The sequence below is a fragment of the Streptomyces xylophagus genome (genome assembly GCF_000716435.1).
Lineage (GTDB): Bacteria > Actinomycetota > Actinomycetes > Streptomycetales > Streptomycetaceae > Streptomyces > Streptomyces xylophagus.
Genome location: NZ_JNWO01000018.1, coordinates 65,140 through 91,150, shown reverse-complemented (window position 1 = coordinate 91,150; position 26,011 = coordinate 65,140). Strand labels below are relative to the sequence as shown.

The following is a 26,011-nucleotide window of genomic DNA, read 5'->3' as shown; positions in this document are numbered from 1 at the left end:
AGCGAACCGGTCGGCGGAAGTGCAGCTTCCGGCGGGCCGTTCGTGTTTCCGTGACTCCATGACTGCCCAGACCGTCGAATACATCCGGTACCGCATCCCCGAGCAGCGGTCGGTGGAGTTCCTGGCCGCCTACACCCGGGCCGCGCGCCAACTGGCCGTGGCCCCGCAGTGCGTGTCGTACGAACTGACCCGGTGCGAGGAGGACCCGGAGCACTTCGTGCTCCGCATCACGTGGACGTCGACCGAGGCACACCTGGACGGTTTCCGCAGGTCGGACCTGTTCCCGCCGTTCCTCGCCGAGATCGGCCGGTACGTGGAGGACATCGAGGAGATGCGCCACTACAGGCCGACCGGCGTGCACGGCGACGGCTCGGCCGTCCCCACCCTGTACGACTGGGCGGGCGGCGCCGAGGCCTTCTCCCGGCTGACCGACGTCTTCTACGGCAAGGTGCTCAAGGACGACCTCCTCGCCCCCCTCTTCGCCGACCTGGCCCCCGAGCACGCCGGGCATGTCGCCCTCTGGCTGGCCGAGGTCTTCGGTGGACCGGCGGCCTACTCCGAGACCCAGGGCGGCCACGGCCACATGGTCGCCAAGCACTTCGGCAAACACATCACCGAGCCCCAGCGGCGCCGTTGGGTCAATCTCGTCCAGGACGCGGCGGACGACGCGGGCCTGCCGACGGACGCGGAGTTCCGGTCTGCGTTCGTCGCGTACGTGGAGTGGGGGACGCGGCTGGCCGTGTACTTCTCCGGTCCGGACGCGCAGCCGCCGGCGGATCAGCCCGTGCCGCAGTGGAGTTGGGGATCGATGCCGCCCTATCAGGGCTGACATCGCCGTATCGGGGGTGCCATAAGGTCACCGCATGACCACCGCCGTGACCGCCATGATCACCGCCGTCGTCGGCGTGCTCGGTACGCTCTTCGCGCCCGTCCTCAGCCAGCGCCTCACCGCCCGGCAGCGCGGCGAGGAGGCCCAACTCGCCGAGCACAGACGGCGGTTCGAGGAGCGCCGGGACGCGTACACGGCGATGAACCGTTCCTCGCGTCAGTTCCACACGCTGCTCAAGGACGCCCTGCACCGCCTCCGCGACAGTGTCTACACCGAACTGGAACGCGACCAGTTGGAGGAGGCGCGCCGGGACCACCGGGACCGTTACGCCGAGGCGCAGATGGTCGTACCCGAACGCGTCCTGGACGCCTCCCGCGCGGTCAACGAGGTCCTCGCGGACGTCGACGCGGCCGTGAAACGGCTCGACCGGGGTCTGCCCCGGGACGGTGAGAGCGCCGAGCAGGTCCTGGTCGACCTGAAGGAGGCCGAGCCGCGGCTGGCCGCGATGCGGCGGCTGATGCGGGCGGACCTGGGCGTCACGGAGTGAGATCGGGACGGGGAGCGGACGACCCCGCGAGGGTCGCGTCCGTGCCCCAACTCGCCAGCAGGCGCAGGGCGTCGGCCGACGGGGAGCCCGGTTCGGCGTGGTAGGTGATCAGGGACTGCTCGGAGCCGTCGGACAGGTGGAAGCCCTCGAAGTGCAGGGTCAGGTCGCCCACCAGGGGATGGTGCAGGTGCTTGACGCCGTAGGTCTTCTCCTTGACGTCGTGGGTGGCCCACAGGCGCCTGAACTCCTCGCTCTTCACGGAGAGTTCGCCCACCAGGGCGGACAGCCGCGGGTCGTCCGGATGGCAGCCCGCGTCCATCCGGAGCATGCTGACGATGTCCGAGGCCTTCTGCTCCCACTCCACGAACAGGTCCCGGTACTCGGGCCGCAGGAACACCAGCCGCGCCCAGTTCCGCTCCTGCGGCGGCAGCTGCGACCAGTCGCCGAAGACGGCCGCGGCCATCCGGTTCCAGACCAGGATGTCCGTGCGCCGGCCGCAGACGTACGCCGGGACCGTGTCGATCGTGTCGATCAGCTGCCGCAGCGGCACCCGCACCTGCTGGGACGGCGACGACGGCTTCTTCTTGTGCTGCTTCGGCTTCGCCAGGTGCGTGAGGTGCGAGGACTCGGCGTCGGTCAGGCGCAGGGCGCGGGCGATCGCGTCGAGAACCTCGGCCGACACGTTCCGTCCGTTGCCCTGCTCCAGCCGCGTGTAGTACGCCACCGACACCCCGGCCAGCTGCGCCAGCTCCTCGCGCCGCAGCCCGGGCACCCGGCGGTGCCGCCCGAAGTCCGGCAGACCGACGTCCTGAGGTTGCAGCCGGGCCCGCCGGGTGCGCAGGAACTCGCTGAGCTCGGCACGCCGGTCCAGGGATCGGCCGGTGTCCGTGGCGGGCTCGGCGGCGGATGCGGGGTGTTCGTCCATACGCTCCAGTATTCCCGGTCGTACGCCCAGGAGCCTGACCTCGCTGGTGGTAGGCACAGCGGACGTACGCAGAGGCGTGGTCTGGGTAGTCGTAGCACTTTCGGGCAGGCTGACTGTCGTGCCCGGTCGGAAGGCAGCCGGGTGCACATCCCCCCTAGGAGAGTTCCGGCATGACCACAGTCGCTGCGTACGCCGCCCCCGCCGCCAAGGCTCCCTTGGAGCGCACCACCATCGAGCGCCGGGCCGTCCGCGAGTTCGACATCCTGATCGACATCAAGTTCGCCGGTATCTGCCACTCGGACATCCACCAGGCCCGCGAGGGCTGGGGCGAGGCCACCTTCCCGATGGTGCCCGGCCACGAGATCGCCGGCATCGTCTCCGAGGTCGGCCCCGGCGTCACGAAGTTCCAGGTCGGCGACCGGGTGGGTGTCGGCTGCATGGTCGACTCCTGCCGCGAGTGCGACAACTGCAAGGCCGGCCTGGAGCAGTACTGCACCGGCGGCAACGTCGGCACGTACAACTCCGTCGGCAAGGACGGCGAGCCCACCTACGGCGGTTACGCCGAGACAATCGTCGTCGACGAGAACTTCGTCGTCGGCATCCCCGAGGGCATCTCCCTCGACGAGGCCGCGCCGCTGCTCTGCGCCGGCATCACCCTGTACTCGCCCCTGAAGCACTGGAACGCCGGCCCCGGCAAGAAGGTCGCGATCGTCGGCATGGGCGGCCTCGGCCACATGGGCGTCAAGATCGCGCACGCGCTCGGCGCGGAGGTCACGGTCCTCTCGCAGTCCCTGCGCAAGCAGGAGGACGGCCTGAAGCTGGGCGCCGACCACTACTACGCGACCAGCGACCCGAAGACCTTCGAGGAGCTGCGGGGCACCCTCGACCTCATCGTCTCCACGGTGTCGGCCCCGCTCGACCTCGGCGCGTACCTCTCGCTGCTGAAGACGGACGGCGCGCTGGTGAACGTGGGCGCCCCCGAGGAGCCCGTCTCCCTCAACCTGTTCTCCGTGATCAGCGGCCGCAAGACCCTCGCCGGTTCCGGCATCGGCGGCATCCGGGAGACCCAGGAGATGCTGGACTTCTGCGCCGAGCACGGCTTCGGCGCCGAGATCGAGCTCATCTCCGCGGATCAGATCAACGAGGCGTACGAGCGGGTGCTGACCAGTGATGTGCGGTACCGGTTCGTGATCGACACGGCCACGATCTGACGGCGTCGCTTCAAACCGGGTCCCGGCGCGCTGTCGAGTGCGGGTGCGTCGGGGCTGGTCGCGCAGTTCCCCGCGCCCCTAAAAACACCGGTCGCCCTGCGTCTTTTAGGGGCGCGGGGAACTGCGCGAGCAACCACGACGCACCCGCAGTCGCCGACGACCCTCAGCCCCCCACCCTGTTCCGCCCCAACAGCCACAACAGATACGGCCCCCCTACCAACGAGGTGAGCGCCCCCACCGGAACCTCCAGCGGGGGCAGCACGGTCCGGGCGGCGAGGTCCGCGGTCACCAAAATCACCGCACCCGCCAACGCCGAGCAAACCAACGGCAGTTGAGGCGTACGGGTGAGCCGCCGGGCCAACTGCGGCGCGGTCAGCGCGACGAACCCGATCGGCCCGGCCGCCCCGGTCGCCGTGGCCGCCAGCACCACCCCCAGTACGGTCAGCGCGAGCCGCGTCCGGTCCACCCGCACCCCGAGCGACGCCGCCGTGTCGCCGTCGAGCCCGAGCGGCCGCACGGCCCGGCCCGCCCACACCAACGCGGGCAGCGACAGCAGCAGTACGACGGCCAACGGCCCCGCCTGCTCCCAGCCCCGCCCGTTGAGAGACCCGGTCAGCCACAGCTTGACCTGCTCGGCGGCCTCCAGCTCGCTGTCCGCGAGATACAGCTGCACTACGGCCGACAGCGCGACCCCGATGCCAACTCCCGTCAGCACGAACCGACTTGGCTGCATCCCGTGCCGCCACGCCAGCACGTACACGAGCGCGGCGGCGGCGAGCCCACCCACTACGGAGACGGCGGGCATGGCACTGGGCGAGTTGACGAATCCGAAGGACAACGCGAGCACCGTCGCGGCGGCGGCGCCGTGCCCGACACCGATCACGTCCGGACTGGCCAGCGGATTCCGGGTGACGGTCTGCACGAGCGCCCCCGCGAGCCCGAGCGCCACCCCGACCAGCGCGCCCAGCACGATCCGCGGCACCCGCAACTCGTTGACGACGAGGTCGTACTGCCCGGAACCGGTACGGAGCGTGTGCCACACCTCGGCGGGCGGGATGTAGGTCTGCCCGAGACACGCGGCCGCGGTCATCGCAACACCGAGGAGCAGCAGGAGAGTTACGGCGACGGCGGCCGAACGGCGGTGCAGGAGAAGGGAGATGGTGGGGCGGGGGCGCAGCACGGTGACGCCGGCGGGGCGGAAGGCCCCGGTTCCGGTTCCGGTTCCGGGCCGGGTCATGCGGTCGGGTTCGCGGGGCTTGGCCATGCCGTTCATACGGCCGTCCCCTTCCGCCGCACGAGCACCACCAGCACCGGCACCCCCACCAACGCGGTCATCACCCCGGCCGGCACCTCGGCGGGAGCCCGCACGACCCGCCCCGCCACATCGGCCCCGACCAGCAGCGCGGCACCGAGCAACGCGGACAGCGGGAGCAGGCTGCGGTGCCGGCCGGAGGTCAGTCGCCGGGCCAGGTGCGGGACGGCGAGCCCGACGAACGCGATCGGCCCGGCGGCGGCCACCGCCGACGCCACCAGCAGGGTCGCCCCGAGCGCCGCACATACCCGTACGACCCCCACCCGGTGCCCCAACGCCCGCGCCGTCTCGTCCCCGAGGGCCAGCGCGTCCAGCCCCCGCGCACAGGCGAGCACCAGCAGCGCGCCCGCCGCCAGGAACGGCAGCATCTCTACGACGGTGTCGGCGTCCCGCCCGCTCAGCGAGCCGACCTGCCAGAACCGGAACTGGTCGAGGGCGGCGGAGCTGGAGGTCAGGACGACGGTCGTACCACCGGCGGTCATCGCGGACAACGCCGTACCGGCGAGGGCGAGTTTGACCGGCGAGGCCCCACCGCGTCCGCGCGCGGCGATGCCGTAGACCAGGCAGGCGGCGAGGACGGCACCGGCGAAGGCGTACCAGACGTAGCCGCTGAATCCGTTCGCGAGGCCGGTCGCGATTCCGAGGACGACGCCGGCCGCCGCGCCCTGGCTCAGTCCGAGGATGCCCGGGTCGGCGAGCGGGTTGCGGGTGACGGCCTGAAGTGCCGCGCCCGCCACGCCGAGTGCCGCGCCCGCCGTCAGCCCGATCTCGGTGCGGGGCAGCCGCAGCGACCGTACGACGAGCGCGTCCGGTGAACTCCCGCCGTGCAGAAGGGCGTTGAGCACCTCGGACAGCGGTACCGGCCGGGTGCCGACGGCGAGACTGAGCAGCACGGCGGCGGCCACCGCGAGGGTGGCCGCCGGCCAGGCGAGGCGTTTGACGCTCACTGGTTGTCCTGTGGGGTGTCTCTTCGTCCCGCTACTTGCTGATGTCCTCGGCGAGTTGGAGGACGACGAGTCGGGCGGCGGTCGGACCGGCGTTGAGGTACCAGGGGTCGTCGTCGACCTTCACCGCGTGCCCGGACTTGACCGCCGACATCGACTTCCACAGCGGACCGGCCAGCACGCTCGCCGCGTCGGTCTTGTCGGCGTCGCCCTGCACCGAGTAGAAGATCCAGTCGCCGTCCGCCTTGTCGATGCTCTCGGCGCCGATGTCCTCCGAAATCGCCTTGAACTGCTGCGACTTGGGCCGGTCGAGCCCCATGTCGACGGCGATGGAACCGGTGAAGGACGAGACGCCGAACATCCGGGTGCGGCCCGGCGTGAACCGCAGCATCGACACGGAGGTCTTCGAGAGGGCCTCGCCCTTCTCGTGGGCGTCCTCGACTATCCCGTCGAGCAGCTTCTGCGCCTGCTGACCCTTGCCGATCGCGTCGCCGACGAGCAGCAGGTCGCGCTTCCAGTTGATGCCGTTGCCCGCGGTGATGACGGTCGGGGCGATCTTCGACAGCTTGGGGTAGAGGTCGCCGAGCGAGTCGTTGGCGAGGATCAGGTCGGGCTTCGCGGCGGCGAGGGTCTCCAGGTTGGGTGCCTGGCGCGTGCCCGCGTCCGTCATCGCGTCGAGCTTCGACTTGTCCGCGGGGAAGGCGTCCGCGAGGTAGTCGGGGACGAGTCCGGCGTTGTCTGCGCGGGTGGTGGCCGTCGGGACGGTGCCGAGGGAGAGCAGGTCGTCGAGCTGTCCGGTGCTCAGCACGGCGATCTTCGTGGGCTTCGCCTTGATCGTCGTCTTGCCCTCGAAGTGCGTGACGGTCCGGGGGAAGGTCCCGTCGGTGTCGGTGTCCGCGCCCATACCGGTCGCGAGGGTGCTCGGCGCGGCGGACGGCCCCTCCGAGGCGCCGATCACCTTGTTCTGCGAGCCGTCGCCCGTCTTCTCGGCATCGTTGTCAGCGGTGGACGACGAGCACCCGGCCAGCAACCCCCCGACGACGGTCACGGCGGCCATCGCCGTGACAGCCTTCCTCTTGAACGCGCGCACTGTCACTGTCTCTCCGATCGAATCCGGCCAGGTAAGGCTTACCTTAGCTTGCCGTCGGAGTAGCTTGGGCACGAGGAGGCCCACACGATGACCGTGCAGTTGAACCACACCATCGTCGCCGCGCACGACAAACACACGTCGGCCCGATTCCTCGCCGACATCCTCGGACTCCAAGTGAGCCCGCAGTACGGCCCGTTCATCCCGGTCGAGATCCCCAACGGGGTGACCCTGGACTTCATGGACCACACCGATTCAGGGTCCGGATCCGGTGCGATCGCCCCGCAGCACTACGCGTTCCTCGTCTCGGAGGACGACTTCGACGCGATCTTCGGCCGGCTCCGGGAGGCGGGGCTCACCTACTGGGCGGACCCGTTCCACCGGCGCGAGGGCGAGATCAACACGAACGACGGCGGTCGGGGGGCGTATTTCGAGGACCCGAACGGCCACAACCTGGAGATCCTCACGAGGCCGTACGGCAGCGGGAGTTGACTCGGGCGGCGGGGTGCGGCGGCGAGAGGTGATTCAGATGCCGGTGCGGCGGCGGGGGTGGATTCATGCGCCGGTGCGGCAGCGGGGGTTGATTCAGATGTCGGCGCGGAACGACTCGCCCGTGCCGTAGGACCGTACGACCACGCCACCGTCAGCCGTGGCGGTGGCGGTGGCGGTGGGTCGTACGGAGTGCGCGCGTCCCCGGCCGGAGACATGGGCGCGACCGTCCGCGTCCACCTCGACCACCGTGTTCTCGTCGATGGCGACACCGTGCGGGAGCCGGTGACGGCCGACGGCGGCGATCAGCCGGGCCAGCGTCCCCCACTGCGCCGCGTGCGCGTCCACGGCGAAGGACACGAGCCCGAGCCCGTCCCGTACGTCGAGCTCGTCCAGGTCCTCCGCCGTGTCCTCCGGGCACACCGGAACGCCGTCGACCAGCCATCCGCCGACGACGGCCGACCGCGAGGCGAGCGCGGCACCGGCGGAGAACCCGGCGTACGGGATGCGCCGCTCGGCGAGGAGACGCGGCAACCGGTCGAGACAGTCGGCGAAGGCGTCCTGATAGGCGGGGGTCAGTCCGCCGCACACGAGCAGCCCGTCGACGTCCGAGGCCGCGTCGATGTCGAAGCGCCCGCCGATCGGCACGAGCACCGGGACGGGGGCGCAGTCGGCGGCGCCGCGCAACGCGGCGTCGTAGCGGGCGAATTGCTCGGCCCCGTGGCCGTCGCCTTCGTCGAGGATCACGCAGGCGATGCGGGGGGTGGAGCGGTCGGAGGGGGTTGCGGCGCGGAGGAAGGGTTCGTAGACGCCGGGGGTGGCCCAGCCGCCGCCGATCAGGAAGGTGCTGGGGCTGGTGGGCTCGCTCGGCTCGTTCACGGGGGAATCAAATCCCGTCCGTGCCCTCCTGTCACACCATTTGAGCCCCGCCCCGGAGCCGTACCGCGTCCTGCCCCGGCGGTCTGCCGAACGCGCGGCGGTATTCGCGGCTGAACTGGGACGCGCTGTCGTAGCCGACCGCGAAGCCGACGTCGGCGACATCCTCCGTGCTGCTCATCAGCAGCAATCGGGCCTCCTGCAACCGGATCCGCTTCTGGTACTGGATCGGGGTCAGCGCGGTGACCGCGCGGAAGTGCCGGTGGAAGGGGGAGGCGCTCATCCCGGCCAGCCGGGCCAGGTCCTCGATGCGGAGCGTTTCCGTGTGGTGGTCGCGAATCCAGCGAATGGCCCTGCTGATATGGGTGAGTTGACTGTCGGCGAGGCCGATCTGCCGTACGAGAGCGCCCTGTTCACCGGTGATCAGCCGCCACAGGATCTCCTTCTCGATCAGCGGCGCGAGCACCGGCGCGTCGCCGGGGCGGTCGAGCAGCCGTAGCAAACGCACTGTTGCGTCGAGGAGTTCGGCGGGCGCGTCGCACACGGCGAGACCGTGCGGGGCCGACCGGCGGGGGAGCGGGAGCGCGTCGGTCCCGGCGTCCAGGAGCAGTGAGGCGATCTTCGCGGGTTCGAGGGCGAGCCCGCACGCGAGGAACGGTTTCTCGGGACCGGCCTGCGTGTAGTGCCCGGCGACCGGCAGGTCGACCGAGACGACGAGGTACTGGCCGGCGCCGTAGTCGTAGACGCGGTCACCCAGAGTGAGGCGCTTCGAGCCCTGTGCGACGACCGCCAGCACCGGACGGGCGAGGCTCGCGGTCGGCGCCTCGGGCCGGTCGGCCCTGGTCAGCCTCAGACCGTCGACGGCGAGGGGCGCCCGGCCGGCGTGCCGGTCGATCAGGGCGCGCAGTTCCTGCAGATCCGGGTCTGGGTACACGTCCGATCCAAGCACCGGGAGGGACGGCCCGCAACCGTCCGCCGCGCGGCAGATCGACAGGATCGTGCAAGCGAGCGATGCGATCGATCTAACAACTCCCCTGCTCACAGTGGTGTCCTGGAGGAACTGGTCGTCCACCCACCTCCCCACAGGAGCATTTCATGGCACTCCACACACCCGACGCGCTCGACTCGTACGTCGGTCTGGGCCGGTCCGGTCTCAAGGTGAGCCCCTTCTGCCTCGGGGCGATGAACTTCGGCGAGGACGGCGGCTTCGGCAGCAGCGTCGAGGAGTCGGAGAAGATCCTCCAGACCTACCTCGACCGCGGCGGCAACTTCGTCGACACCGCGAACTTCTACACGAACGGCCACTCGGAGGCGATCCTCGGCGACTTCCTCGCCGCCCACCCCGGCCTGCGCGACCGCCTGGTGCTCGCCACCAAGTTCTACGGCAACCTCCACCTCGGCGACCCGAACGGCGGCGGCGCGAGCCGCAAGGCGATCATCGGCCAGCTGGAGGACTCGCTGCGCCGCCTCCGCACCGACTACATCGACCTGTACTGGCTGCACAGCCACGACCGTTCCACCCCGGTCGAGGAGACCCTGCGTACCCTGGACGACCTGGTGACGGCGGGCAAGATCCGTTACGTCGGCTTCTCCGACACCCCGGCCTGGTTCACCGCGAGGGCCCACACGACGGCGCTGCTGCGCGACTGGACGCCGGTCACCGCGCTCCAGTTGGAGTACTCCCTCCTGGAACGCACCATCGAGGGCGAGTTGATCCCGCTGGCCCAGGACGCCGGGATGGCCGTGCTGCCGTGGGGCCCGCTCAAGAGCGGCTACCTGTCCGGGAAATACACCCGCGACCGGTCAACTCCCGTCGACACCAAGCGAGCTGCCCTCCTCGGCGCACCAACTGCCGCCCAGTTCAAGGTGATCGACACCCTCGCCGAGGTGGCCGAGCAGGTCGGCGCGACCTCCGCCGCCGCAGCCCTGTCCTGGGTCCGGTCCCGCCCCGGCGTCACATCCACCCTCATCGGCCCCCGCACCCTGGCCCACCTGGAAGCCAACCTCACCGCCCTGGACCTCCACCTCACCCCGGCCCAGACGGCCACCCTCGACGAGGTGTCCACGCCGACCCTCAACTTCCCCCACGACCTCAACCGGCAGGTCGGCGACATGCTCAAGTATGCGGGGGCGACGGTGGACGGGGTGCCGAGCGGGGTGTATCCGCCGTTGGTGCAGAGCGCTGCGCGGTACTGAGCGCGGTGCGGTGGTGAGCGCTGTGCGGTACTGAGGCCTGATCGGTACTGGGGGGCCGCGCGGGTACGGAGGCCCGATCGGTACTGGGGGCTGCGCGGCACGGAGGGCCGATCGGTATGGGGGATCGCCCGGTACTGAGGGCCGCGCGGTACTGAGGGCGCGCTGCCGAACGTCGGGATCGGGCCCGCGCCGTCGGGATCAGGCCTGCGCGGTGGGCCGTACGACGATCTCGTTCACGTCGACGCCGGCCGGCTGCTCGACGGCGAAGGCGACGGCGCGGGCGATCGCGTCGGCCGGGATCGCCAACCGGTCCCTCATCTCCGTTATATGCGCCCGGACTTGACTGTTCGTCGAGGCCTCGGCGAAGTCGGTGGCGATGACCCCGGGCGAGACGGTGGTCACCCGTACGGAGTCGCCGGCCTCCTGGCGCAGCCCCTCGCAGATGGCCCGCACCGCGACCTTGGTGCCGGCGTACACGGCCATGTTCGGCACGACACGGAACGCGGCCGTGGACGCGGTGGTGACGAAGTGGCCGGAGCCCTGCGCGCGGAAGACCGGCAGCGCGGCGCCGATTCCGTGCAGCAGACCCTTCACATTGACGTCGACCATCTCGTCCCACTCGTCGACCCGGAGATCGTCGAGGGGCGAGATCGTGCCGACGCCGGCGTTGCTGAACAGCACGTCGAGCCGCCCGAACCGTTCACGAGCCAGTGCGACCAGGGCGTGCAGATCGTCCCGCCGGGTCACATCGGTACGGACGGACACGGCGACACCGCCCGCCTTCTCGATCCGCTCCACCACCTCCGCCAGCCGTTCCACCCGACGCCCACCCAGCACGACCCGCGCACCCCGCTCGGCCAGCAACAACGCGGTCGCCTCACCGATACCGCTGCCGGCACCGGTGATCGCCACGACCTTGCCGTCGATTCCGTTGATTCCATCGATTCCGGACATGGTGTTCCTCCTGTTGCGTTCTGTTGCGTTCTTGCCGGGTGGCCTTCTGCTCGCTCACTTGGCCCCAGTGTGGAACGCGTTTAGCCTGGTATCCAGACCGGTGTTTATTCTGGAATCAGGGCTGCCACACAAGATGCCGAACCACGCGAAACAGAGTCACGAGCTGGGCGCGTTCCTGCGCACCCGCAGAGAACGCATCACCCCGGACGAGGTGGGCCTCCCGCAGACCGGCCGCCGCCGCACACCGGGCCTACGGCGTGAGGAACTCGCCCTGCTCGCCGGCATCAGCGCGACTTGGTACACGTACCTGGAACAGGGCCGGGACATCCGAGCCTCCGAACAGGTGCTGGGCTCCCTCGCCGCCGTACTCCGCCTCAACCCCCACGAGCACGACCACCTGCTCCGACTGGCCGGTCACCACACCCCGCCGACCGACCCCGAGCCCACCGAACCCCTCACCCCCGAAGTGGCGTCGGTCCCTCTCCTCCTGAACCCGCACCCGGCGTACATCATCGACGGCAACTACGACGTACTCACCCACAACCAGCCCGCCGAAGCCCTCTTCCCGAACCTCACCGCACCGACGGACCGCCCCCCGAACTTCATCCGCTGGGTGTTCCTCGAACCCCTCGCCCGAGACGTCCTGGTCGACTGGGAACCCGAGGCCAGAGGCCTGCTGGCCCGCCTCCGCACCCTCTCCGGCCGCCACCCCACCGACCCGCGCTACACCCGCCTGATCGAAGAACTCCACGAACACAGCCCGGAAGCCCGCACCTGGTGGCCCCAGTACGAGGTACAGGCCCGCCACAGCGGCCACAAACGCCTACGCCCTCCCGGCCGCACCACCCCGATCACCTACACCTACACGGCCTTCCACCTGGCCGAACAGCCGGAACAGACGCTGGTGATCTATTTCGCGAACGGGGAAGCGGCTCACGGGACATGACGACCAGGACCAGGAGGAACCGACGATGCGGACATGGCGGCTCATGCACGGCGACATCCGGCCCGGTGAGCTTCGCGAGTACGAGATCGACCAGCCGATGTTCTTGTGCCACTTCGTCCCCGGACCGGGCTGGGAGTCCGTCCGCGCCCTGTTCGAGGCATGGGCGGACGTGCAGGGATCCGACCCCGACGGGAGCCGGCACGCGGAGGCGATCCGCCCTCTCATGGACCTCGGGCTGACCCTGCACCCTTCGGACGGAGGCACACCCCTGGCCTGCTTCAGGGACGCCATCCTGCGTATCTACGGCGACACGGCCCGCCTGCGCTACTGACCCGCACCCCTGCACCCCGCTTGCGCGACGGCTGAAACACCCTGCACAGCAAGGGAGTTAGCCCCGATACGCTTCCTTGGCCGGGGGCGAGCACCGCAAGTCGTAAGGCTGACATACGAGTTCCGCCGCACGGGAGCCAACCCCGAGGCCCGGGCGCGGAACGCCCGCATGGTGGCGTACGCGGCGGAGAACAGGTTCGGCCCGTTCGCGGAGGCATGGGCGACGGACGTCGTCAGATGAACGGCCTACGGCCTACCGCCTACGGCGTTCGGGGTCAGGCCCCCAGACCCTTCAGGCCGTCGTAGACGGACATGATGATCTCCATGCCTCGGGCGTACGACCTCGCCCACGTGGAAACCCTGGGTGAGCGAGTGGTACCCGGCCGCGCTGCCCGGTTCCCACTCCGGAGCCTGGGCGGCCGGCCGGGCCGTGGCGGCCGTCCAGTTGTAGATCTCCTCGACGGAGCCGAACCAGTCGGGCCGGCCCGCGGTGTGCGACAGCAGATGCCGCACCAGCACCCCGCCCTTGCCCGCGGCCGCGAACTCCGGCCAGTACCGCGCGACCGGCGCGTCCACGTCCAGCTCGCCGCGGTCGGCCAGGATCAGCGCGCACAGTGCCGTCATCGTCTTGGTGACGGAATAGACGTTGACGATCGTGTCCCGCTCCAACGGAACCGTTCGCTCCGCGTCGACGAACCCACCCCACACGTCCACCACGGGCCCGGGTCGCACGGCGGTGAACAGATCGTCGTACGAGCCCCGAATACCAGCCGCGTCAGCCATGTCAGCCATGTGAGGCATTGGCCCGCATCGGTAGGCGGGAGGCAACCGAGTTTCCGGCGGCCGGAACGGGGCGAGGCCACCGGCGCGGAGGCGGGCACGGAATCGCCTGGAACCCTCGTGCGTTGAGGACAGTGGGCATCGGATGCCGGCCGTGTGCGAGCCGAGCAGCCCGAGTCACCGAGCTGACAGAAATTGGAGGGTCGCAATGGCTGCGCAGACGCAGAGGGCCGTACTGGCGGGCGGATGCTTCTGGGGCATGGAGGAGCTGGTCCGTCGACTGCCGGGCGTGACGGCGACCCGGGTCGGTTACACCGGGGGAGACGTGCCGAACGCGACGTACCGTAACCACGGCACGCACGCGGAGGCCATCGAGATCCTCTACGACCCCGAGAAGACCGACTACCGCGCGCTCCTGGAGTTCTTCTTCCAGATCCACGACCCGAGCACCAAGAACCGCCAGGGCAACGACATCGGCCTCAGCTACCGCTCGGCGATCTACTACGTCGACGACGAGCAGAAGCGCGTCGCCGAGGACACGATCGCGGACGTGGACGCCTCCGGCCTGTGGCCCGGCAAGGTCGTCACCGAGGTGGAGCCGGTCGGCCCCTTCTGGGAGGCCGAGCCCGAGCACCAGGACTACCTCCAGCGCTACCCGGACGGCTACACCTGCCACTTCCCCCGCCCGGGCTGGCGCCTGCCGACCCGCACGGAGAGCTGACGACGAGACGGCGCGACGGCGGAGCGAAGGCCTACTGGCCGACGCTCCGCGGCCGGGCCGCGCTCGTGACTGCGGGGTGAGCCGGCCCGTCATCCCAGGAGGTGGGCAAGGTGTTCCTCTCCAGCGGGATAGGGGAGTTCCTGGGGCAACAGCCGCGTGGCGGAGTCCAACTCACCACGGCTGACGAGGGCGTGGACATCGTGGGCGAGCGGGGTCACGTCGCGGATGGCGACCGTCCACTCGTCCGCGTAGCGCCGTACGGCCTCACCGGAGAGCCCCAGTTGCAGGGCCCGGTACGGCAGGGGCTGGAGGCGCAGGTCCCGCTCGGGGTCCCACTGCACGCGGGTGGGCGCCCGCTTCAACTGACGCTGCCAGGTGGCTCGGTCGGGGTGCACCCCGCGGACGTAACTCGACAGGCACGCGTTGCGCAGTGCCCACTCGAAGCCGTCACGGCTGATCTCGACAGCGAGGACGGTCTCCTGCCCTGCCTTGGCGCCCCAGCCGCAGCGGTACATCATCCACAGGAACGACGGCTTGATCCATGTCATCCTGTCCCGCTTCCACGCGGCGGGGAAACGGCCGTCACGGACAGCGCGCAGGCCGATCTCAGGGGAGTACGCCTGGTAGACGGTGATCACGGACTCCGAGTAGGCCGCACGGATCCTGTGTTGCGGTTGTTCCATGGCGTACAGCGTGGGGTCGGCCGGTTCAGTGGGCCACTGATTTTCGACCGCCGTTGGCTGCGACGAGAACTGCTGCCGCTGCACCACGCTGGGTGCCGGCGCCACGGCCGCCCTCTTCAGACCGGGGTCAACACCGCTACTTGCCTGTGACTTCCGATGCCAGAGCTGCGCCGGCCGGGCAGGCCGCTCCCAGTTCGTCTCGAACGGTTCACTCAGCTCGACTCTGGTCTCACCGAGTCCGTGCTGCCGTGTCTGCCGTTGCTGCATGCCGAATGGCAGTGCGGTGTTGCTGCTGCTTGAGAATTCAGCCGAGGAGCCACTTAGATGGCGCTGTGGTCATGTCATCGATTGACGGCAGTTGGACTGTCGCCGGGCGCGTTTCACTCGGCGCCGTCATCGCGCAACTGGGCAGGCACAGACCGGTCTTCCACTCCGAAGCCGATCTCCAACACAGCTTCGCGCGGGCCGTTTGGGAACTGTCGCCGGATGTGCACTCCAGGCTTGAGGTACCGCAGTGGGCAGGGGACAGCACCGAGCATCTGGACCTCCTGTGCATCGGCCCGTCGGCCCGCACCGCGATCGAGTTCAAGTACTTCACCCGCAGATGGACGGGCACGGTGGGAACTCCCGCCGAGGACTACGCCTTGAAGGGGCATGGCGCCGCGGACCTCGCTCGCCTGCACTTCGTGCGGGACATAGCGAGGCTGGAGCGTTTCTGTCGCCGGTCCGACCAGAACGGTCTTGCCATCATGCTGACCAATGACGCATCTCTATGGACTCCGCCGGGCGTCGGCCGCGGACAGACTCGGGATCGAGAGTTCAGGATCCACCAGGGGCGTGAGCTCGTCGGCACGCTGCTTTGGGCCGAGGGCGCCTACAAGGCGAACACGTGCACGTTGAACGGAGCATATCCGCTCGATTGGAAGCCGTATTCCGAACTGTACGGAGCAGGGGGAGAGTTCCGGTATCTCGCCGTGTCCGTCGGCCCGTCGCCGGACACGGCTGACGAGCCCTTGCAGGTATAGCGGGGTCACCCCTGGGCTGATGCGCAGTGCGTCGGCAGTCACTACCGTCGTGCCATGACGTCAGTTGCCGAATGGCCGGACTTTCCCGAAAGCCTCGACCCCGAAAGCGTGTCGTTTCGGGAAGCTAGATGTACATGGCATGGCAGGACTTGCGCAGAGCCACCTGTGAAGGTCGTGCGCACGCGAGACGGAGCGCGGTGGGCGGCGTGCCCACGGGCTGTGCGCACGATCGCCGCGGAACGTGGTGCTCAGCCTGACGGGTGAGCCGCCGGGGTCTCGCGGCTCAGGGATCACTCCCGGAAATGGAGCGCGTAGTCGCGGAAGATGCTCCTCAAGCCGTCTCGCTCTGCGTCACGGTCATGGAGGAATTCTCCAAGAAGCTGGAACAGGGCCTCGACAACCACGCTGTTCTGCTTCTCGTCCAGGTCGCTGTAGCCCCGGCCAGGAGATGCCTCCGGCAGTACCAGTTCCGTCACGAGGCGGGACCACACGAAGCTGCTGTGGTGGCCCAACTTGAGAAGTAGCCACTCCCTGAAGCCGAGCAGCGCGCTGTCGCGAGTACCTGCGTCGTAGCCATGCAGGTACGTGACGTAGGCGCCGTACGAACCGTCCAGGCCGTACATGCCGGGTCGCTTTCGGATCAGCTCCAGGTGCTCCCTGAAGCTGAACTCGCCGATACGGCGATCACCGAACACGGACGCCGGCGGGCGCTCAGTCATCCGTCGGAGCGGGTGTGATGCCTGTCGGGCAAGACGCCCCCCAGTTCGTCCCGAACGGGTCACTTAGCTTGACCCCGGTCCCGCCGATCCCGCAGTACCCCGCCGGATTCTTGTCGAGGTACTGCTGGTGGTACCCCTCGGCCGGATAGAACACCCGCCCCTCCGCCGGCAGTATCTCCGTGCTGATGGTGCCGTAGCCCGAGCCGGTGAGGACCCGCTGGTAGGCCGTGCGGGAGGCTTCTGCCGCGGCTGCCTGTTCGGGGGTGTGGGGGTAGATCGCCGAGCGGTACTGCGTGCCGACGTCGTTGCCCTGGCGGAAGCCCTGGGTCGGGTTGTGGGACTCCCAGAACGTCTTCAGCAGCTTCTCGTACGAGATCAGCTTCGGGTCGTAGATCACGCGGACCGCCTCCGTGTGGCCGGTCAGGCCCGAGCAGACCTCCTCGTAGGCGGGGTTCTCGGTGTAGCCGCCCTGGTAGCCGACCAAGGTCGTCCACACGCCCACCGGGAGTCGCCAGAACGTGCGCTCGGCGCCCCAGAAGCAGCCCAGGCCGAAGTCGGCGATCTCCAAGTGCTCGGGGTAGGGGCCGAGCAGCGGGGTGCCGAGAACGGTGTGGCGGTCGAGGACCGTGAACATCGGTTCCGGTCGGCCCTGCAGAGCCTGCTCGCGGGTCGGCAGTTGGGGGGTACGACTGTGCAGGAACATGCGGTCTCCCATCGGGCCTCAAGGTGGGTCCGGACTGTCAACGGGCGGGGGCTTCCGGGAATTCCGGTGCACCTTCGAGTACGACCGTCCCGGTCCCGGCGCCCAGTCGAGCCGCTCCCCCCGTCCGCACCTCAGCGCGGCAGGCTCGCCGGGCTTCCGCCGTTCGCCTCGTAGCCCGCCACCGCCAGCGCGCGGTAGACCGCGAACTCGGCCGCCGGGTCGGGGGACAGGGTCCAGGGGAGGGCGCCGACATGGCCGTCGATGTGTATGAGCTGGTTCATCGCCTCGGACCAGCGCTCCGCGCGGACCAGGAAGAAGACCAGGAGATGGCGGACGTGCGCCAGCATCGGGTCGTCGGGGCGGGCCGCGTGGACGGCGAAAAGGGCGCCATGGATCGCCTTCTCCACGACCTCGCTCTGGTAGAAGCTGCTGACCAGGTTCACCTCGGGAATGTGCTCGAAGACCGCGAAGAGCGGCATCGCGGCCAGGAGGGAGCCCTGCGGGGCACGGGCCGCGGCCGCTTCCGCGAACGCGTTCGCCAGCTCGCGCGAGCCGTGCCACTTCTCGCACCAGTAGTGCAGGGCCGCCAGATGCGCCCCCATGTGGGCCGGTGCGCGGTCCAGGATCTTCAGCCACAGCTGCTCGAACTCCGGCTGCGGATACGTCAGTCCGCGCGCTACCGACAGCTCGACGATGTACGGGACCGGGTCACCGGGGGAGAGGAGCGCCGCCTGCCCGCAGGCGTCCCGTGCCTCCTCCATGATGATCCGGAACTCGTCCGTCCCCCGCGTCGACGTACGCCACGCCTGCTGTACCAGGAACTCCGCGTGCACGGCCGCGCCGCCCGCGTCCTTCGGGTTCTCGGCGCGCCACACCCGCAGCCACTGCCCGCCCGGCGTCTCGCTGACCCCGCCGGGCCGCTGCTGCAGCTCCAGCGAGGCGGCGCCCGCGAAGGCCTGCACGCGCTGCCAGCGCAGCTCGCCCGTGATCTCGGTGCCGGCCAGCAGCTGCATCGCCGCGCGGTAGTCCTGCGTGCGCTGCACCAGGTCGAGGACGTCCAGCAGGTCCTGGTCGGGGCCGGGCATGCGGATGTCCAGCTCCTCCTCGCGCGCGAAGCCGTAGGTCGCCGGGTCCGCGGCGTCCGGGTGGCCCGGCGAGACCTGCTCGATCATCCCGCGCCTGCGCCGCAGGAACGGGATCAGCACGAAGCCCATCATGAGCAGTGCCATCAGGACCCAGAGAATCTCCATGCCTCAAGCGAACCAGACGCGTCCGACAATTGGCCAACCCGGCCCACCGCCCTGTGGAAAACAACGGTCCACCGCCGCCCGGCCCTGTGGAAAACCACCGCTGACCGGCCGCGCCGCCCTGTGAAAACCTCCGGATCGTCGTCCGCCCCGCGAGCGCACTACGCTCGGCCCCATGAGCGACAGGCACATCAGTCAGCACTTCGAGACCCTCGCGATCCACGCGGGCAACACCGCCGATCCCCTCACCGGCGCGGTGGTCCCGCCGATCTACCAGGTCTCGACCTACAAGCAGGACGGCGTCGGCGGCCTGCGCGGCGGCTACGAGTACAGCCGCAGCGCCAACCCCACCAGGACCGCCCTGGAAGAGAACCTCGCCGCCCTGGAGGGCGGCCGCCGCGGCCTCGCGTTCGCGTCCGGACTGGCGGCCGAGGACTGCCTGTTGCGTACGCTGCTCAGCCCCGGCGACCACGTCGTCATCCCGAACGACGCGTACGGCGGCACGTTCCGGCTGTTCGCGAAGGTCGTCTCCCGGTGGGGCGTCGAATGGTCGGTCGCCGACACCAGCGACCCGGCCGCGGTACGGGCCGCCATCACCCCGAAGACGAAGGTCGTCTGGGTCGAGACCCCCTCTAACCCGCTGCTCGGCATCACCGACATCGCCGTCGTGGCGCAGATCGCCCGGGACGCGGGCGCGAAGCTCGTCGTCGACAACACCTTCGCCACCCCCTACCTCCAGCAGCCGCTCGCCCTCGGCGCGGACGTCGTCGTGCACTCCCTGACCAAGTACATGGGCGGCCACTCCGACGTGGTCGGCGGTGCGCTGATCGCGGCCGACGAGGCGCTCGGCGAGGAACTGGCGTACCACCAGAACGCGATGGGCGCGGTCGCCGGGCCCTTCGACTCCTGGCTGGTGCTGCGCGGCGCCAAGACGCTGTCGGTACGCATGGACCGGCACAGCGAGAACGCCACCAAGGTCGCCGACATGCTCACCCGGCACGCACGCGTGACGCGCGTTCTCTACCCCGGTCTCCCGGAGCACCCCGGTCACGAGGTCGCCGCCAAGCAGATGAAGGCCTTCGGCGGCATGGTCTCCTTCCAGGTCGAGGGCGGCGAGGAGGCGGCCGTCGAGGTCTGCAACCGCGCCAAGGTGTTCACGCTCGGCGAGTCCCTGGGCGGCGTCGAGTCGCTGATCGAGCACCCGGGGCGCATGACGCACGCGTCGGTCGCCGGTTCGGCCCTCGAGGTCCCCGGAAACCTCGTACGCCTCTCCGTGGGCATCGAGAACGTGCAGGACCTCCTGGAGGACCTGCAGCAGGCCCTGGGCTGAGCCCCCGGCCTCACCAACCCGTCAGCGGTGGAGTCGTCTCCGACGGCGGCTCCACCCAGGGATGGGCCATCAGCGCCCACACGGTGAACGTCACGATCGCCGCCCACAGCAGCAGCCACATCAGCCGCCGGGCGGTCCTCCTGCGGCGCAGCATGCGGCCGCCGCGGCGCACGACGTCCGCGTACAGCTCCGGCGGCATCTGCGGCGGAGCAGCGTCCATGATCCGCCGTACGGCCGCCTCCCGTTCGGGCCTGTTCACGTGCGCGTACCCCCGTTCCACAGCCTCATGAGGGCGCCACCTTCGCCTTCGCCACCTGCGGTACCGGACCGCGCGGCGGATGCAGCAGCGTCGCCGTCGCCCGGTCGCAGATCGTCCGGACCCGTTCCGTGGGGAGGCCCAGCAGCGCTGCGGCCTGCTCCTCGGCGACCCCCTCGTACAACCTGAGGACGACGATCAACCGCTCCTGGGGTGCCAGGGCACCCAGTGCGCTGCCGGGGTGGGGCCGGCCACGGCCGAGACCGCCGTACTGGTGCCAGGCCGCGCGGGCGAAACGGGCGGCCAGGCACTGGCGGGCGTGGTCGTAGGGGTCCTCACCGCGCAGCCGGTCCCAGCACGCGTACGTGTGCGCCAGGGACAGTGTCAACAGGCGTCGCGCGCGCGGGTTGTCGTCCGGCGCCTCGGCGGTGAGCAGCGTGGCGGCATGCAGCAGCCGCCCTGCCGCGCCCGCGACGAACGCCTCGAACTCCCGGGCCCGGCGGGCGCCTTGGGACGCCTGCCGTTCTCGCACCGCGCCTCCCGCCTCAACGACCCGGTTTCATCTGAGGCCAGGTCCGTCGCGAGGTCAAGAGTTCGGGACGAAAGGCGGGAGTCGGACACCACGCGCGCGTGCCCGCACCCGTCAGGAAGCCGACGGATTGTCCGCGCCCGGTACGGCCATCCGCGCGGAGAGGGCGGTGTTGAAGCGTGTGAGGAGCGTGCAGAACGCCTCGCGCTCCTCCGGCGTCCAGTCGTGTGTCAGCTCGTCCATCAACTGACGCCTGGACGACCGGACTTCCTCCAGTCGCGACTGCCCGCGCGGGGACAGCTGCAGTACCACCGCGCGGCCGTCCTCGGGGTGCGAGGTGCGCTTGACGAGCCCGGTGTCGACGAGCGGGGCCACCTGCCGGGTGACCGTCGAGGAGTCGATCCCCATGCTCGCGGCGAGCGCCTTGACGCCCATCGGGCCTTCCTTGTCGAGGCGGTTGAGCAGCAGATACGCGGCGCGGTCCATGGAGTTGCGCACCTGTCCGACTCCGCCGAGCCGGGTCTGTTCGGCACGGCGGGCGAACACCGCCACCTCGTGCTGCAGCGTGTCGAGGAGACCGGGTTCACCGACGGTCGTCATGTCCATCGACATTTCAGGTGTTGTGGGCATGGCCGGGGGCTCGCTTCATGAAGGGGGTGCTGGGTTGGGGGACAGGGTACGCGGATGGAAGGCGGCCCGTACCGGCGCTGCGCAAACCAGTCTCGGAGCTTGGTCACAGCCGCGGCACGCCCCTGTGAACTGCGATGCTTGAGTCATGAGCTACAGCACGGCTGACTCCTTGCGACCCGTCACTCTCGACGATGTGCGCGGCGCCCAGAAGATGCTCACGGGCGTGGCGCGGGTGACCGCGATGGAAGGCAGCAGGCACCTCACCCAGCTCGTCGGCTCGCCGGTGCACTTCAAGTGCGAGAACCTCCAGCGCACGGGTTCCTTCAAACTGCGCGGCGCCTACGTCCGTATCGCCGGACTGCTCCCCGAGGAGCGCGCCGCCGGTGTCGTCGCCGCGAGCGCCGGCAACCACGCCCAGGGCGTCGCCCTCGCCTCCGCACTCCTTGGCGTGCGCTCCACGGTGTTCATGCCCCAGGGCGCACCCCTGCCGAAGATCAGTGCCACCAAGGAGTACGGCGCCGAGGTGCGCCTGCACGGCCAGGTGGTCGACGAGACGCTGGCCGCCGCGCAGGAGTACGCCCATGAGACGGGCGCGGTGTTCATCCACCCCTTCGACCACCCCGACATCATCGCGGGCCAGGGCACGGTCGGCCTGGAGATCCTGGACCAGTGCCCTGAGGTGCGCACGATCGTCGTCGGGATCGGCGGCGGAGGACTCGCCGCAGGTGTCGCGGTCGCCGTGAAGGCGCTGCGGCCCGACGTGCGGATCGTGGGCGTGCAGGCGGCCGGCGCCGCGGCCTTTCCGCCCTCGCTGGCCGCCGGGCGCCCGGTGTCGATCCGGAATCCGGCGACGATGGCCGACGGCATCAAGGTCGGGCGGCCCGGCGACGTGCCGTTCGGGATCGTCGCCGAGCTGGTGGACGAGGTCCGTACGGTCACCGAGGACGAACTGTCCGCCGCGCTGCTGCTGTGCCTGGAGCGGGCCAAGCTGGTCGTCGAACCGGCCGGCGCCAGCCCGGTCGCCGCGCTGCTGAGTGACCCGAGGGGATTCGAGGGACCGGTCGTCGCGCTGCTGTCCGGCGGGAACGTCGACCCGCTGCTGCTCCAGCGCATTCTGCGTCACGGCATGTCCGCGCAGGGCCGCTACCTGGCCGTACGGCTGCGGCTGACGGACCGGCCCGGGGCCCTCGCGACGCTTCTCGGGGTGTTGTCAGTGGTCGACGCTAACGTCCTCGATGTGAGCCATGTCCGGACCGACCCGCGGCTCGGGCTCACGGAGGCGGAGGTCGAGCTGCATCTGGAGACGAAGGGTCCGGTGCACTGCGCCGAGGTCGGCCACGCCCTGCGCGACGCCGGGTACACGGTCATCGACTGAGGTCGGAGCCCGTCCGCCCCTCCTCCCCTCACCTGTCCTGTCACTCGTTCGAGAAAATCCGTTGAGAGACGCGATACATCGCGTTATGGTGTGTCTCGTGTCGCCCTCCTGTGGAAAACGGGAGGCGGAACAACATGCGCAAACCTAGGCTTTTCGAAGAATCCCCGACGACGTGGAGACTGATATGCCAGGCGCCATCTATGCCGAAGGCCTGGTGAAAACCTTCGGCGATGTGAAAGCTCTGGACGGCGTCGACCTCGATGTCCCCGAGGGCACCGTGCTGGGCCTGCTCGGGCCCAACGGCGCGGGCAAGACGACGGCCGTCCGCTGTCTGACCACCCTGCTGCGCCCCGACAGCGGCAAGCTGCTCGTCGCCGGCCTCGACGTGCTCAAGCAGCCCAACGAGGTGCGGCGGTCCATCGGCCTCTCCGGCCAGTTCGCCGCGGTCGACGAATACCTGACCGGCAGGGAGAACCTGCAGATGGTCGGCCAGCTCTACCAGATGAAGGCCAAGGCCGCGAAGGTCCGGGCGGACGAACTGCTCGACCAGTTCAACCTCGCGGACGCCGCCGACCGTACGGCCAAGACCTACTCCGGAGGCATGCGCCGCCGGCTCGACCTGGCGGCGGCGCTCGTCGTCTCCCCGCCCGTGATGTTCATGGACGAGCCGACCACCGGCCTCGACCCGCGCAACCGCCAGATGCTGTGGGAGGTCATCAAACAACTCGTCGCAGGCGGTACGACACTGCTGCTGACCACCCAGTATCTGGAGGAGGCCGACCACCTCGCGCACGACATCGCGGTCGTCGACCACGGCCGTGTCATCGCCCGCGGCACCTCCGACCAGCTCAAGGCCCGCACCGGCGGCGAGCGCGTCGAGGTCGTCGTGCACGAGCGCGACCACATCCCGATCGCGTCCGCCCTCTTGGACAAATACAGCTTGCGCGGCTTCGGCAAGGGCGACACCGCCGTCGAGGAGCACACCCGTAAGATCACCACGCCTGTCTCCGGTGGGGCCAAGCTCCTCGCAGAAATCATCCGCGAGCTGGACACCCAGGGCATCGAGATAGACGACATCGGCCTGCGCCGCCCCACCCTCGACGACGTGTTCCTCTCCCTGACGGGCCACCTGGCCGAGGAGAAGGACGAGGAGAACGGCACCGGCGCCACCCCGGACACCAAGGACCGCAAGCACAAGAAGGAGGCCGCGAAGTGAGTGCCGTCACCGATGCCGCACCGATCGCGGCGCCGAGCAGCGCGCTGGGCCAGTCCGTGCACGACTCGCTGGTCGTCGCCAAGCGGAACTTGATTCGCATGTCCCGAATTCCCGAAATGGTAATTTTCGGGCTGATTCAACCCATCATGTTCGTGGTGCTGTTCACCTACGTCTTCGGCGGTTCCATGCAGATCGGCGGCAGCACCAGCGCCACCGACTACAAGAACTTCCTGATGGCGGGCATCTTCGCGCAGACCGTCACGTTCGCCACCGCCAGCTCCGGCGCGGGCATCGCCGACGACATGCACAAGGGGCTCATCGACCGGTTCCGCTCGCTGCCCATGGCGCGCGGTGCGGTGCTGACCGGGCGGACGCTCGCCGACCTCGTGCAGACCGCGCTGACTCTGCTGGTTCTCGCGATAGTCGCCCTGCTGGTCGGCTGGCGGGTCGGCTCGGACGGCTCGACCAACGCCGGCAAGGTCCTCGGCGCCTTCGGGCTGCTGCTTCTGCTCGGTTACGCGTTCACCTGGATCGGCGCCCTGATCGGACTCACCGTCCGGACGCCCGAGGCGGCCACCTCCGGCGGACTGATCTGGCTCTTCCCGGTGACCTTCATCTCGAACGCGTTCGTGGACACCAGCCACATGACGCCGTGGCTGCGCCACATCGCCGAGTGGAACCCGTTCAGTGCCACCGTGCAGGCCTGCCGGGTGCTCTTCGCCAACCCGGGACAGTCGCCCTCGGACGCCTGGCCCATGGTGCACCCGGTGTGGGCCTCACTGATCTACTCGCTGCTGATCATCCTCATATTCCGGACCCTGGCGGTGCGCAAGTACCGCTCGGCCACGGCCTGAGGAGGACCCATGACGAAACCCCCGGCGCCGCAAGGCCGCCGGGGGCTCGTCGAAGGCGAAGGACCAGGGCCGGTCCCGTGGGCGTGGGTCAGCCGTTGTACGGCTCGGCCTTGAGGATCGTCACCGAGGCCTTCTTGCCGTTGGGCAGCTCGTACTGCGCCACCTCGCCGACCTTGTGGCCGAGCACGCCGGAGCCCAGCGGGGACTGCGGCGAGTAGGTCTCGATGTCGGCGCTCGCGTACTCGCGCGAGGCGAGCAGGAAGGTCGTGGTGTCGTCCTCGTCGCCGTCGAAGGCGATCGTGACGACCATGCCGGGCGCGACCGCGCCGTCCGTCGACGCCGGGGCCTCGCCGACCTTGGCCTTCTCCAAGAGCTGGGTCAGCTGGCGGATGCGGAGCTCCTGCTTGCCCTGCTCCTCCTTGGCCGCGTGGTACCCGCCGTTCTCGCGCAGGTCGCCCTCCTCGCGTGCGGCCGCGATCTTCACGGTGATCTCGGCGCGCGCGGGACCAGACAGGTACTCCAGCTCGTCCTTGAGCTTGGTGTACGCCTCCTGCGTGAGCCAGGTGACGTCTTCGCTGGTCTGGGTCACAGGTGCTCCTCGTAGGTACTGGGAATACAAAGCATCGCCCTACCCAGAAGAATGTTCCTTCATGGAAGGGCGAAACCACGAGCCTAACAATTCAACGGCCCAAGGGGGAGGACATAAGCCGTCAGAAATACGTCAACGCAGGTCAAGGCATACGTAACGAGGGTGACGTCAGTCGGAGTGGCAGCCGAGCAGCTCGGCTGTCGTGCCCTTGGCCGTGGTGCGCAGGGTGACGACCTTGTCGATGCGGGTCGCGGAGCCGCCGAAGTGGAAGTCGGCGCGGCCCACCTCGGACTGGTCGGCGGCCTGCGAGCGCAGGGTGCAGTAGCCGGTGGTCCCGGAGTCCTTGTGGACCTCGAGATGCACCTTGACCTCGTTGTCCGAGGCCTGGAAGGTGATCACCTCGGCGCTGATCTTGGCCTCGACGACGTAGTGGTAGGCGAAGTATCCGACGAGGGCGAGCACGGCCGCCGCGAAGACGGCACCGGCGATCTTGAGCTTGTGGTCGGCACGCTCGTCCGACGAGCGGCCGTAGCGGCCCTCGGGCAGGCGCGTACTCGCCGTACTCATGATCGTCCTCTCGGCAAGGGGCTCTTGAAGTCGGCCCCCGGAATTATTCGCCCCCGGATTCGGTCACTATAGAAGCCGCCGATCGCACCCGTTCATGCGGGCGCCGACTTACGAGGATTTGAGTCTTGACTGACCAGCTGC

The 26,011-nt window shown here is 69.6% G+C and carries 29 protein-coding genes and 1 pseudogene; 13 read left to right on the top strand and 17 right to left on the bottom strand.

All coding sequences use genetic code 11. The features are described from left to right. The first annotated feature begins 58 nt into the window (after nt 1–58). Together OO70_RS33945 and OO70_RS33940 are read left to right on the top strand one after the other, a co-directional pair. Entirely contained in the window at nt 59–829 is a 771-nt protein-coding gene (locus OO70_RS33945; RefSeq protein WP_043679865.1) for a group II truncated hemoglobin, read from the top strand. Between the two features lie 34 nt (nt 830–863). Continuing rightward, nucleotides 864–1,376 carry a hypothetical protein gene (locus OO70_RS33940; RefSeq protein ID WP_043679862.1) on the top strand — a complete coding sequence of 171 codons (513 nt, stop codon included), beginning with the start codon at nt 864–866 and terminating at the stop codon, nt 1,374–1,376. Here OO70_RS33940 and OO70_RS33935 read toward each other — a convergent pair. Then, nucleotides 1,366–2,301, bottom strand: coding sequence for a helix-turn-helix domain-containing protein (locus OO70_RS33935; RefSeq protein ID WP_043679859.1), 936 nt, complete (start codon nt 2,299–2,301; stop codon nt 1,366–1,368). The genes OO70_RS33940 and OO70_RS33935 overlap by 11 nt on opposite strands. Nucleotides 2,302–2,471: 170 nt before the next feature. Here OO70_RS33935 and OO70_RS33930 point away from each other — a divergent pair, with 170 nt between their 5' ends. After that, on the top strand, nt 2,472–3,512 hold the full coding sequence (locus OO70_RS33930; protein WP_043679857.1) for an NAD(P)-dependent alcohol dehydrogenase: 1,041 nt from the start codon (nt 2,472–2,474) through the stop codon (nt 3,510–3,512). Nucleotides 3,513–3,675: 163 nt separating this feature from the next. Here the strand turns inward: OO70_RS33930 and OO70_RS33925 are convergent, their stop codons facing one another. From OO70_RS33925 to OO70_RS33915, 3 genes are read right to left on the bottom strand one after another with little or no spacing between them, the layout of a single operon-like run. Then, nucleotides 3,676–4,749, bottom strand: a complete 1,074-nt coding sequence (locus OO70_RS33925; protein ID WP_051741895.1) for a FecCD family ABC transporter permease — start codon at nt 4,747–4,749, stop codon at nt 3,676–3,678. Between the two features lie 32 nt (nt 4,750–4,781). Further along, entirely contained in the window at nt 4,782–5,771 is a 990-nt protein-coding gene (locus OO70_RS33920) for a FecCD family ABC transporter permease (RefSeq protein ID WP_043679854.1), read from the bottom strand. A gap of 31 nt (nt 5,772–5,802) precedes the next feature. After that, complete coding sequence (locus OO70_RS33915; RefSeq protein ID WP_051741886.1) at nt 5,803–6,825, bottom strand: ABC transporter substrate-binding protein; 1,023 nt, start codon at nt 6,823–6,825, stop codon at nt 5,803–5,805. A 120-nt stretch (nt 6,826–6,945) separates the two neighbouring features. Between OO70_RS33915 and OO70_RS33910 the strand changes: the two genes are divergently transcribed. Further along, complete coding sequence (locus OO70_RS33910) at nt 6,946–7,347, top strand: VOC family protein (RefSeq protein ID WP_043679851.1); 402 nt, start codon at nt 6,946–6,948, stop codon at nt 7,345–7,347. A 93-nt stretch (nt 7,348–7,440) separates the two neighbouring features. Here OO70_RS33910 and OO70_RS33905 read toward each other — a convergent pair whose 3' ends face one another. Together OO70_RS33905 and OO70_RS33900 are read right to left on the bottom strand one after the other, a co-directional pair. Continuing rightward, complete coding sequence (locus OO70_RS33905) at nt 7,441–8,223, bottom strand: type 1 glutamine amidotransferase family protein (protein ID WP_051741885.1); 783 nt, start codon at nt 8,221–8,223, stop codon at nt 7,441–7,443. Nucleotides 8,224–8,254: 31 nt separating this feature from the next. After that, on the bottom strand, nt 8,255–9,154 hold the full coding sequence (locus tag OO70_RS33900; protein WP_078651660.1) for an AraC family transcriptional regulator: 900 nt from the start codon (nt 9,152–9,154) through the stop codon (nt 8,255–8,257). 161 nt (nt 9,155–9,315) lie between these two features. On the opposite strand from OO70_RS33900, the gene OO70_RS33895 reads away from it, so the two are divergent. Then, on the top strand, nt 9,316–10,416 hold the full coding sequence (locus OO70_RS33895; protein WP_043679848.1) for an aldo/keto reductase: 1,101 nt from the start codon (nt 9,316–9,318) through the stop codon (nt 10,414–10,416). A 198-nt stretch (nt 10,417–10,614) separates the two neighbouring features. Here the strand turns inward: OO70_RS33895 and OO70_RS33890 are convergent, their stop codons facing one another. After that, nucleotides 10,615–11,352: an SDR family oxidoreductase gene (locus OO70_RS33890; RefSeq protein ID WP_043680000.1), complete on the bottom strand. Its 738-nt coding sequence runs from the start codon at nt 11,350–11,352 to the stop codon at nt 10,615–10,617. A 151-nt stretch (nt 11,353–11,503) separates the two neighbouring features. Between OO70_RS33890 and OO70_RS33885 the strand changes: the two genes are divergently transcribed. Further along, a complete protein-coding gene (locus tag OO70_RS33885; protein ID WP_043679845.1) occupies nt 11,504–12,316 on the top strand; it encodes a helix-turn-helix transcriptional regulator in 813 nt (270 codons plus the stop codon). A 25-nt stretch (nt 12,317–12,341) separates the two neighbouring features. Next, nucleotides 12,342–12,647: a hypothetical protein gene (locus OO70_RS33880; protein ID WP_043679843.1), complete on the top strand. Its 306-nt coding sequence runs from the start codon at nt 12,342–12,344 to the stop codon at nt 12,645–12,647. A 332-nt stretch (nt 12,648–12,979) separates the two neighbouring features. Here OO70_RS33880 and OO70_RS33875 read toward each other — a convergent pair. After that, a pseudogene (locus OO70_RS33875) lies at nt 12,980–13,447 on the bottom strand (serine hydrolase domain-containing protein); the annotation flags it as partial. Nucleotides 13,448–13,634: 187 nt separating this feature from the next. On the opposite strand from OO70_RS33875, the gene msrA (OO70_RS33870) reads away from it, so the two are divergent. After that, the gene (msrA, locus tag OO70_RS33870) at nt 13,635–14,147 is read left to right on the top strand and encodes a peptide-methionine (S)-S-oxide reductase MsrA (protein WP_043679841.1); all 513 of its coding nucleotides are present in this window, start codon (nt 13,635–13,637) and stop codon (nt 14,145–14,147) included. Between the two features lie 89 nt (nt 14,148–14,236). Here the strand turns inward: msrA (OO70_RS33870) and OO70_RS33865 are convergent, their stop codons facing one another. Then, nucleotides 14,237–14,830, bottom strand: coding sequence for a DUF4291 domain-containing protein (locus tag OO70_RS33865; RefSeq protein ID WP_043679838.1), 594 nt, complete (start codon nt 14,828–14,830; stop codon nt 14,237–14,239). Between the two features lie 338 nt (nt 14,831–15,168). Here OO70_RS33865 and OO70_RS33860 point away from each other — a divergent pair, with 338 nt between their 5' ends. Then, complete coding sequence (locus OO70_RS33860) at nt 15,169–15,855, top strand: hypothetical protein (RefSeq protein WP_051741894.1); 687 nt, start codon at nt 15,169–15,171, stop codon at nt 15,853–15,855. 290 nt (nt 15,856–16,145) lie between these two features. Here OO70_RS33860 and OO70_RS33855 read toward each other — a convergent pair whose 3' ends face one another. The 3 genes from OO70_RS33855 to OO70_RS33845 form a co-directional block, all read right to left on the bottom strand. Continuing rightward, nucleotides 16,146–16,574 carry a hypothetical protein gene (locus OO70_RS33855; protein ID WP_158711549.1) on the bottom strand — a complete coding sequence of 143 codons (429 nt, stop codon included), beginning with the start codon at nt 16,572–16,574 and terminating at the stop codon, nt 16,146–16,148. Continuing rightward, nucleotides 16,567–17,277 (bottom strand): peptide-methionine (S)-S-oxide reductase MsrA, encoded by a 711-nt coding sequence (gene msrA / locus OO70_RS33850; RefSeq protein ID WP_043679992.1) that lies wholly within the window; start codon nt 17,275–17,277, stop codon nt 16,567–16,569. The genes OO70_RS33855 and msrA (OO70_RS33850) overlap by 8 nt, the downstream gene beginning before the upstream one ends. A gap of 131 nt (nt 17,278–17,408) precedes the next feature. Next, the gene (locus OO70_RS33845) at nt 17,409–18,527 is read right to left on the bottom strand and encodes a hypothetical protein (protein ID WP_043679833.1); all 1,119 of its coding nucleotides are present in this window, start codon (nt 18,525–18,527) and stop codon (nt 17,409–17,411) included. A gap of 172 nt (nt 18,528–18,699) precedes the next feature. On the opposite strand from OO70_RS33845, the gene OO70_RS33840 reads away from it, so the two are divergent. Further along, complete coding sequence (locus tag OO70_RS33840; protein ID WP_043679830.1) at nt 18,700–19,854, top strand: cystathionine gamma-synthase; 1,155 nt, start codon at nt 18,700–18,702, stop codon at nt 19,852–19,854. A gap of 10 nt (nt 19,855–19,864) precedes the next feature. Here OO70_RS33840 and OO70_RS33835 read toward each other — a convergent pair whose 3' ends face one another. The 3 genes from OO70_RS33835 to OO70_RS33825 form a co-directional block, all read right to left on the bottom strand. Beyond that, nucleotides 19,865–20,113: a hypothetical protein gene (locus OO70_RS33835; protein WP_043679988.1), complete on the bottom strand. Its 249-nt coding sequence runs from the start codon at nt 20,111–20,113 to the stop codon at nt 19,865–19,867. 25 nt (nt 20,114–20,138) lie between these two features. Next, nucleotides 20,139–20,642, bottom strand: a complete 504-nt coding sequence (locus tag OO70_RS33830; protein ID WP_043679828.1) for a sigma factor-like helix-turn-helix DNA-binding protein — start codon at nt 20,640–20,642, stop codon at nt 20,139–20,141. 111 nt (nt 20,643–20,753) lie between these two features. After that, nucleotides 20,754–21,251, bottom strand: coding sequence for a MarR family winged helix-turn-helix transcriptional regulator (locus OO70_RS33825; RefSeq protein ID WP_043679825.1), 498 nt, complete (start codon nt 21,249–21,251; stop codon nt 20,754–20,756). A 163-nt stretch (nt 21,252–21,414) separates the two neighbouring features. Here OO70_RS33825 and ilvA point away from each other — a divergent pair, with 163 nt between their 5' ends. The 3 genes from ilvA (at nt 21,415) to OO70_RS33810 (ending at nt 24,714) form a co-directional block, all read left to right on the top strand. After that, entirely contained in the window at nt 21,415–22,644 is a 1,230-nt protein-coding gene (gene ilvA, locus OO70_RS33820; protein ID WP_043679822.1) for a threonine ammonia-lyase, read from the top strand. Between the two features lie 184 nt (nt 22,645–22,828). Continuing rightward, nucleotides 22,829–23,860 carry a daunorubicin resistance protein DrrA family ABC transporter ATP-binding protein gene (locus tag OO70_RS33815; protein ID WP_043679819.1) on the top strand — a complete coding sequence of 344 codons (1,032 nt, stop codon included), beginning with the start codon at nt 22,829–22,831 and terminating at the stop codon, nt 23,858–23,860. Then, nucleotides 23,857–24,714 carry an ABC transporter permease gene (locus tag OO70_RS33810; RefSeq protein ID WP_043679816.1) on the top strand — a complete coding sequence of 286 codons (858 nt, stop codon included), beginning with the start codon at nt 23,857–23,859 and terminating at the stop codon, nt 24,712–24,714. Before OO70_RS33815 ends, OO70_RS33810 begins: the two co-directional genes overlap by 4 nt. 88 nt (nt 24,715–24,802) lie before the next feature. Here OO70_RS33810 and greA read toward each other — a convergent pair whose 3' ends face one another. Further along, on the bottom strand, nt 24,803–25,303 hold the full coding sequence (gene greA, locus OO70_RS33805; RefSeq protein ID WP_043679814.1) for a transcription elongation factor GreA: 501 nt from the start codon (nt 25,301–25,303) through the stop codon (nt 24,803–24,805). A gap of 168 nt (nt 25,304–25,471) precedes the next feature. Then, nucleotides 25,472–25,870, bottom strand: coding sequence for a DUF4307 domain-containing protein (locus tag OO70_RS33800; RefSeq protein WP_043679811.1), 399 nt, complete (start codon nt 25,868–25,870; stop codon nt 25,472–25,474). Between the last annotated feature and the right edge of the window lie 141 nt (nt 25,871–26,011).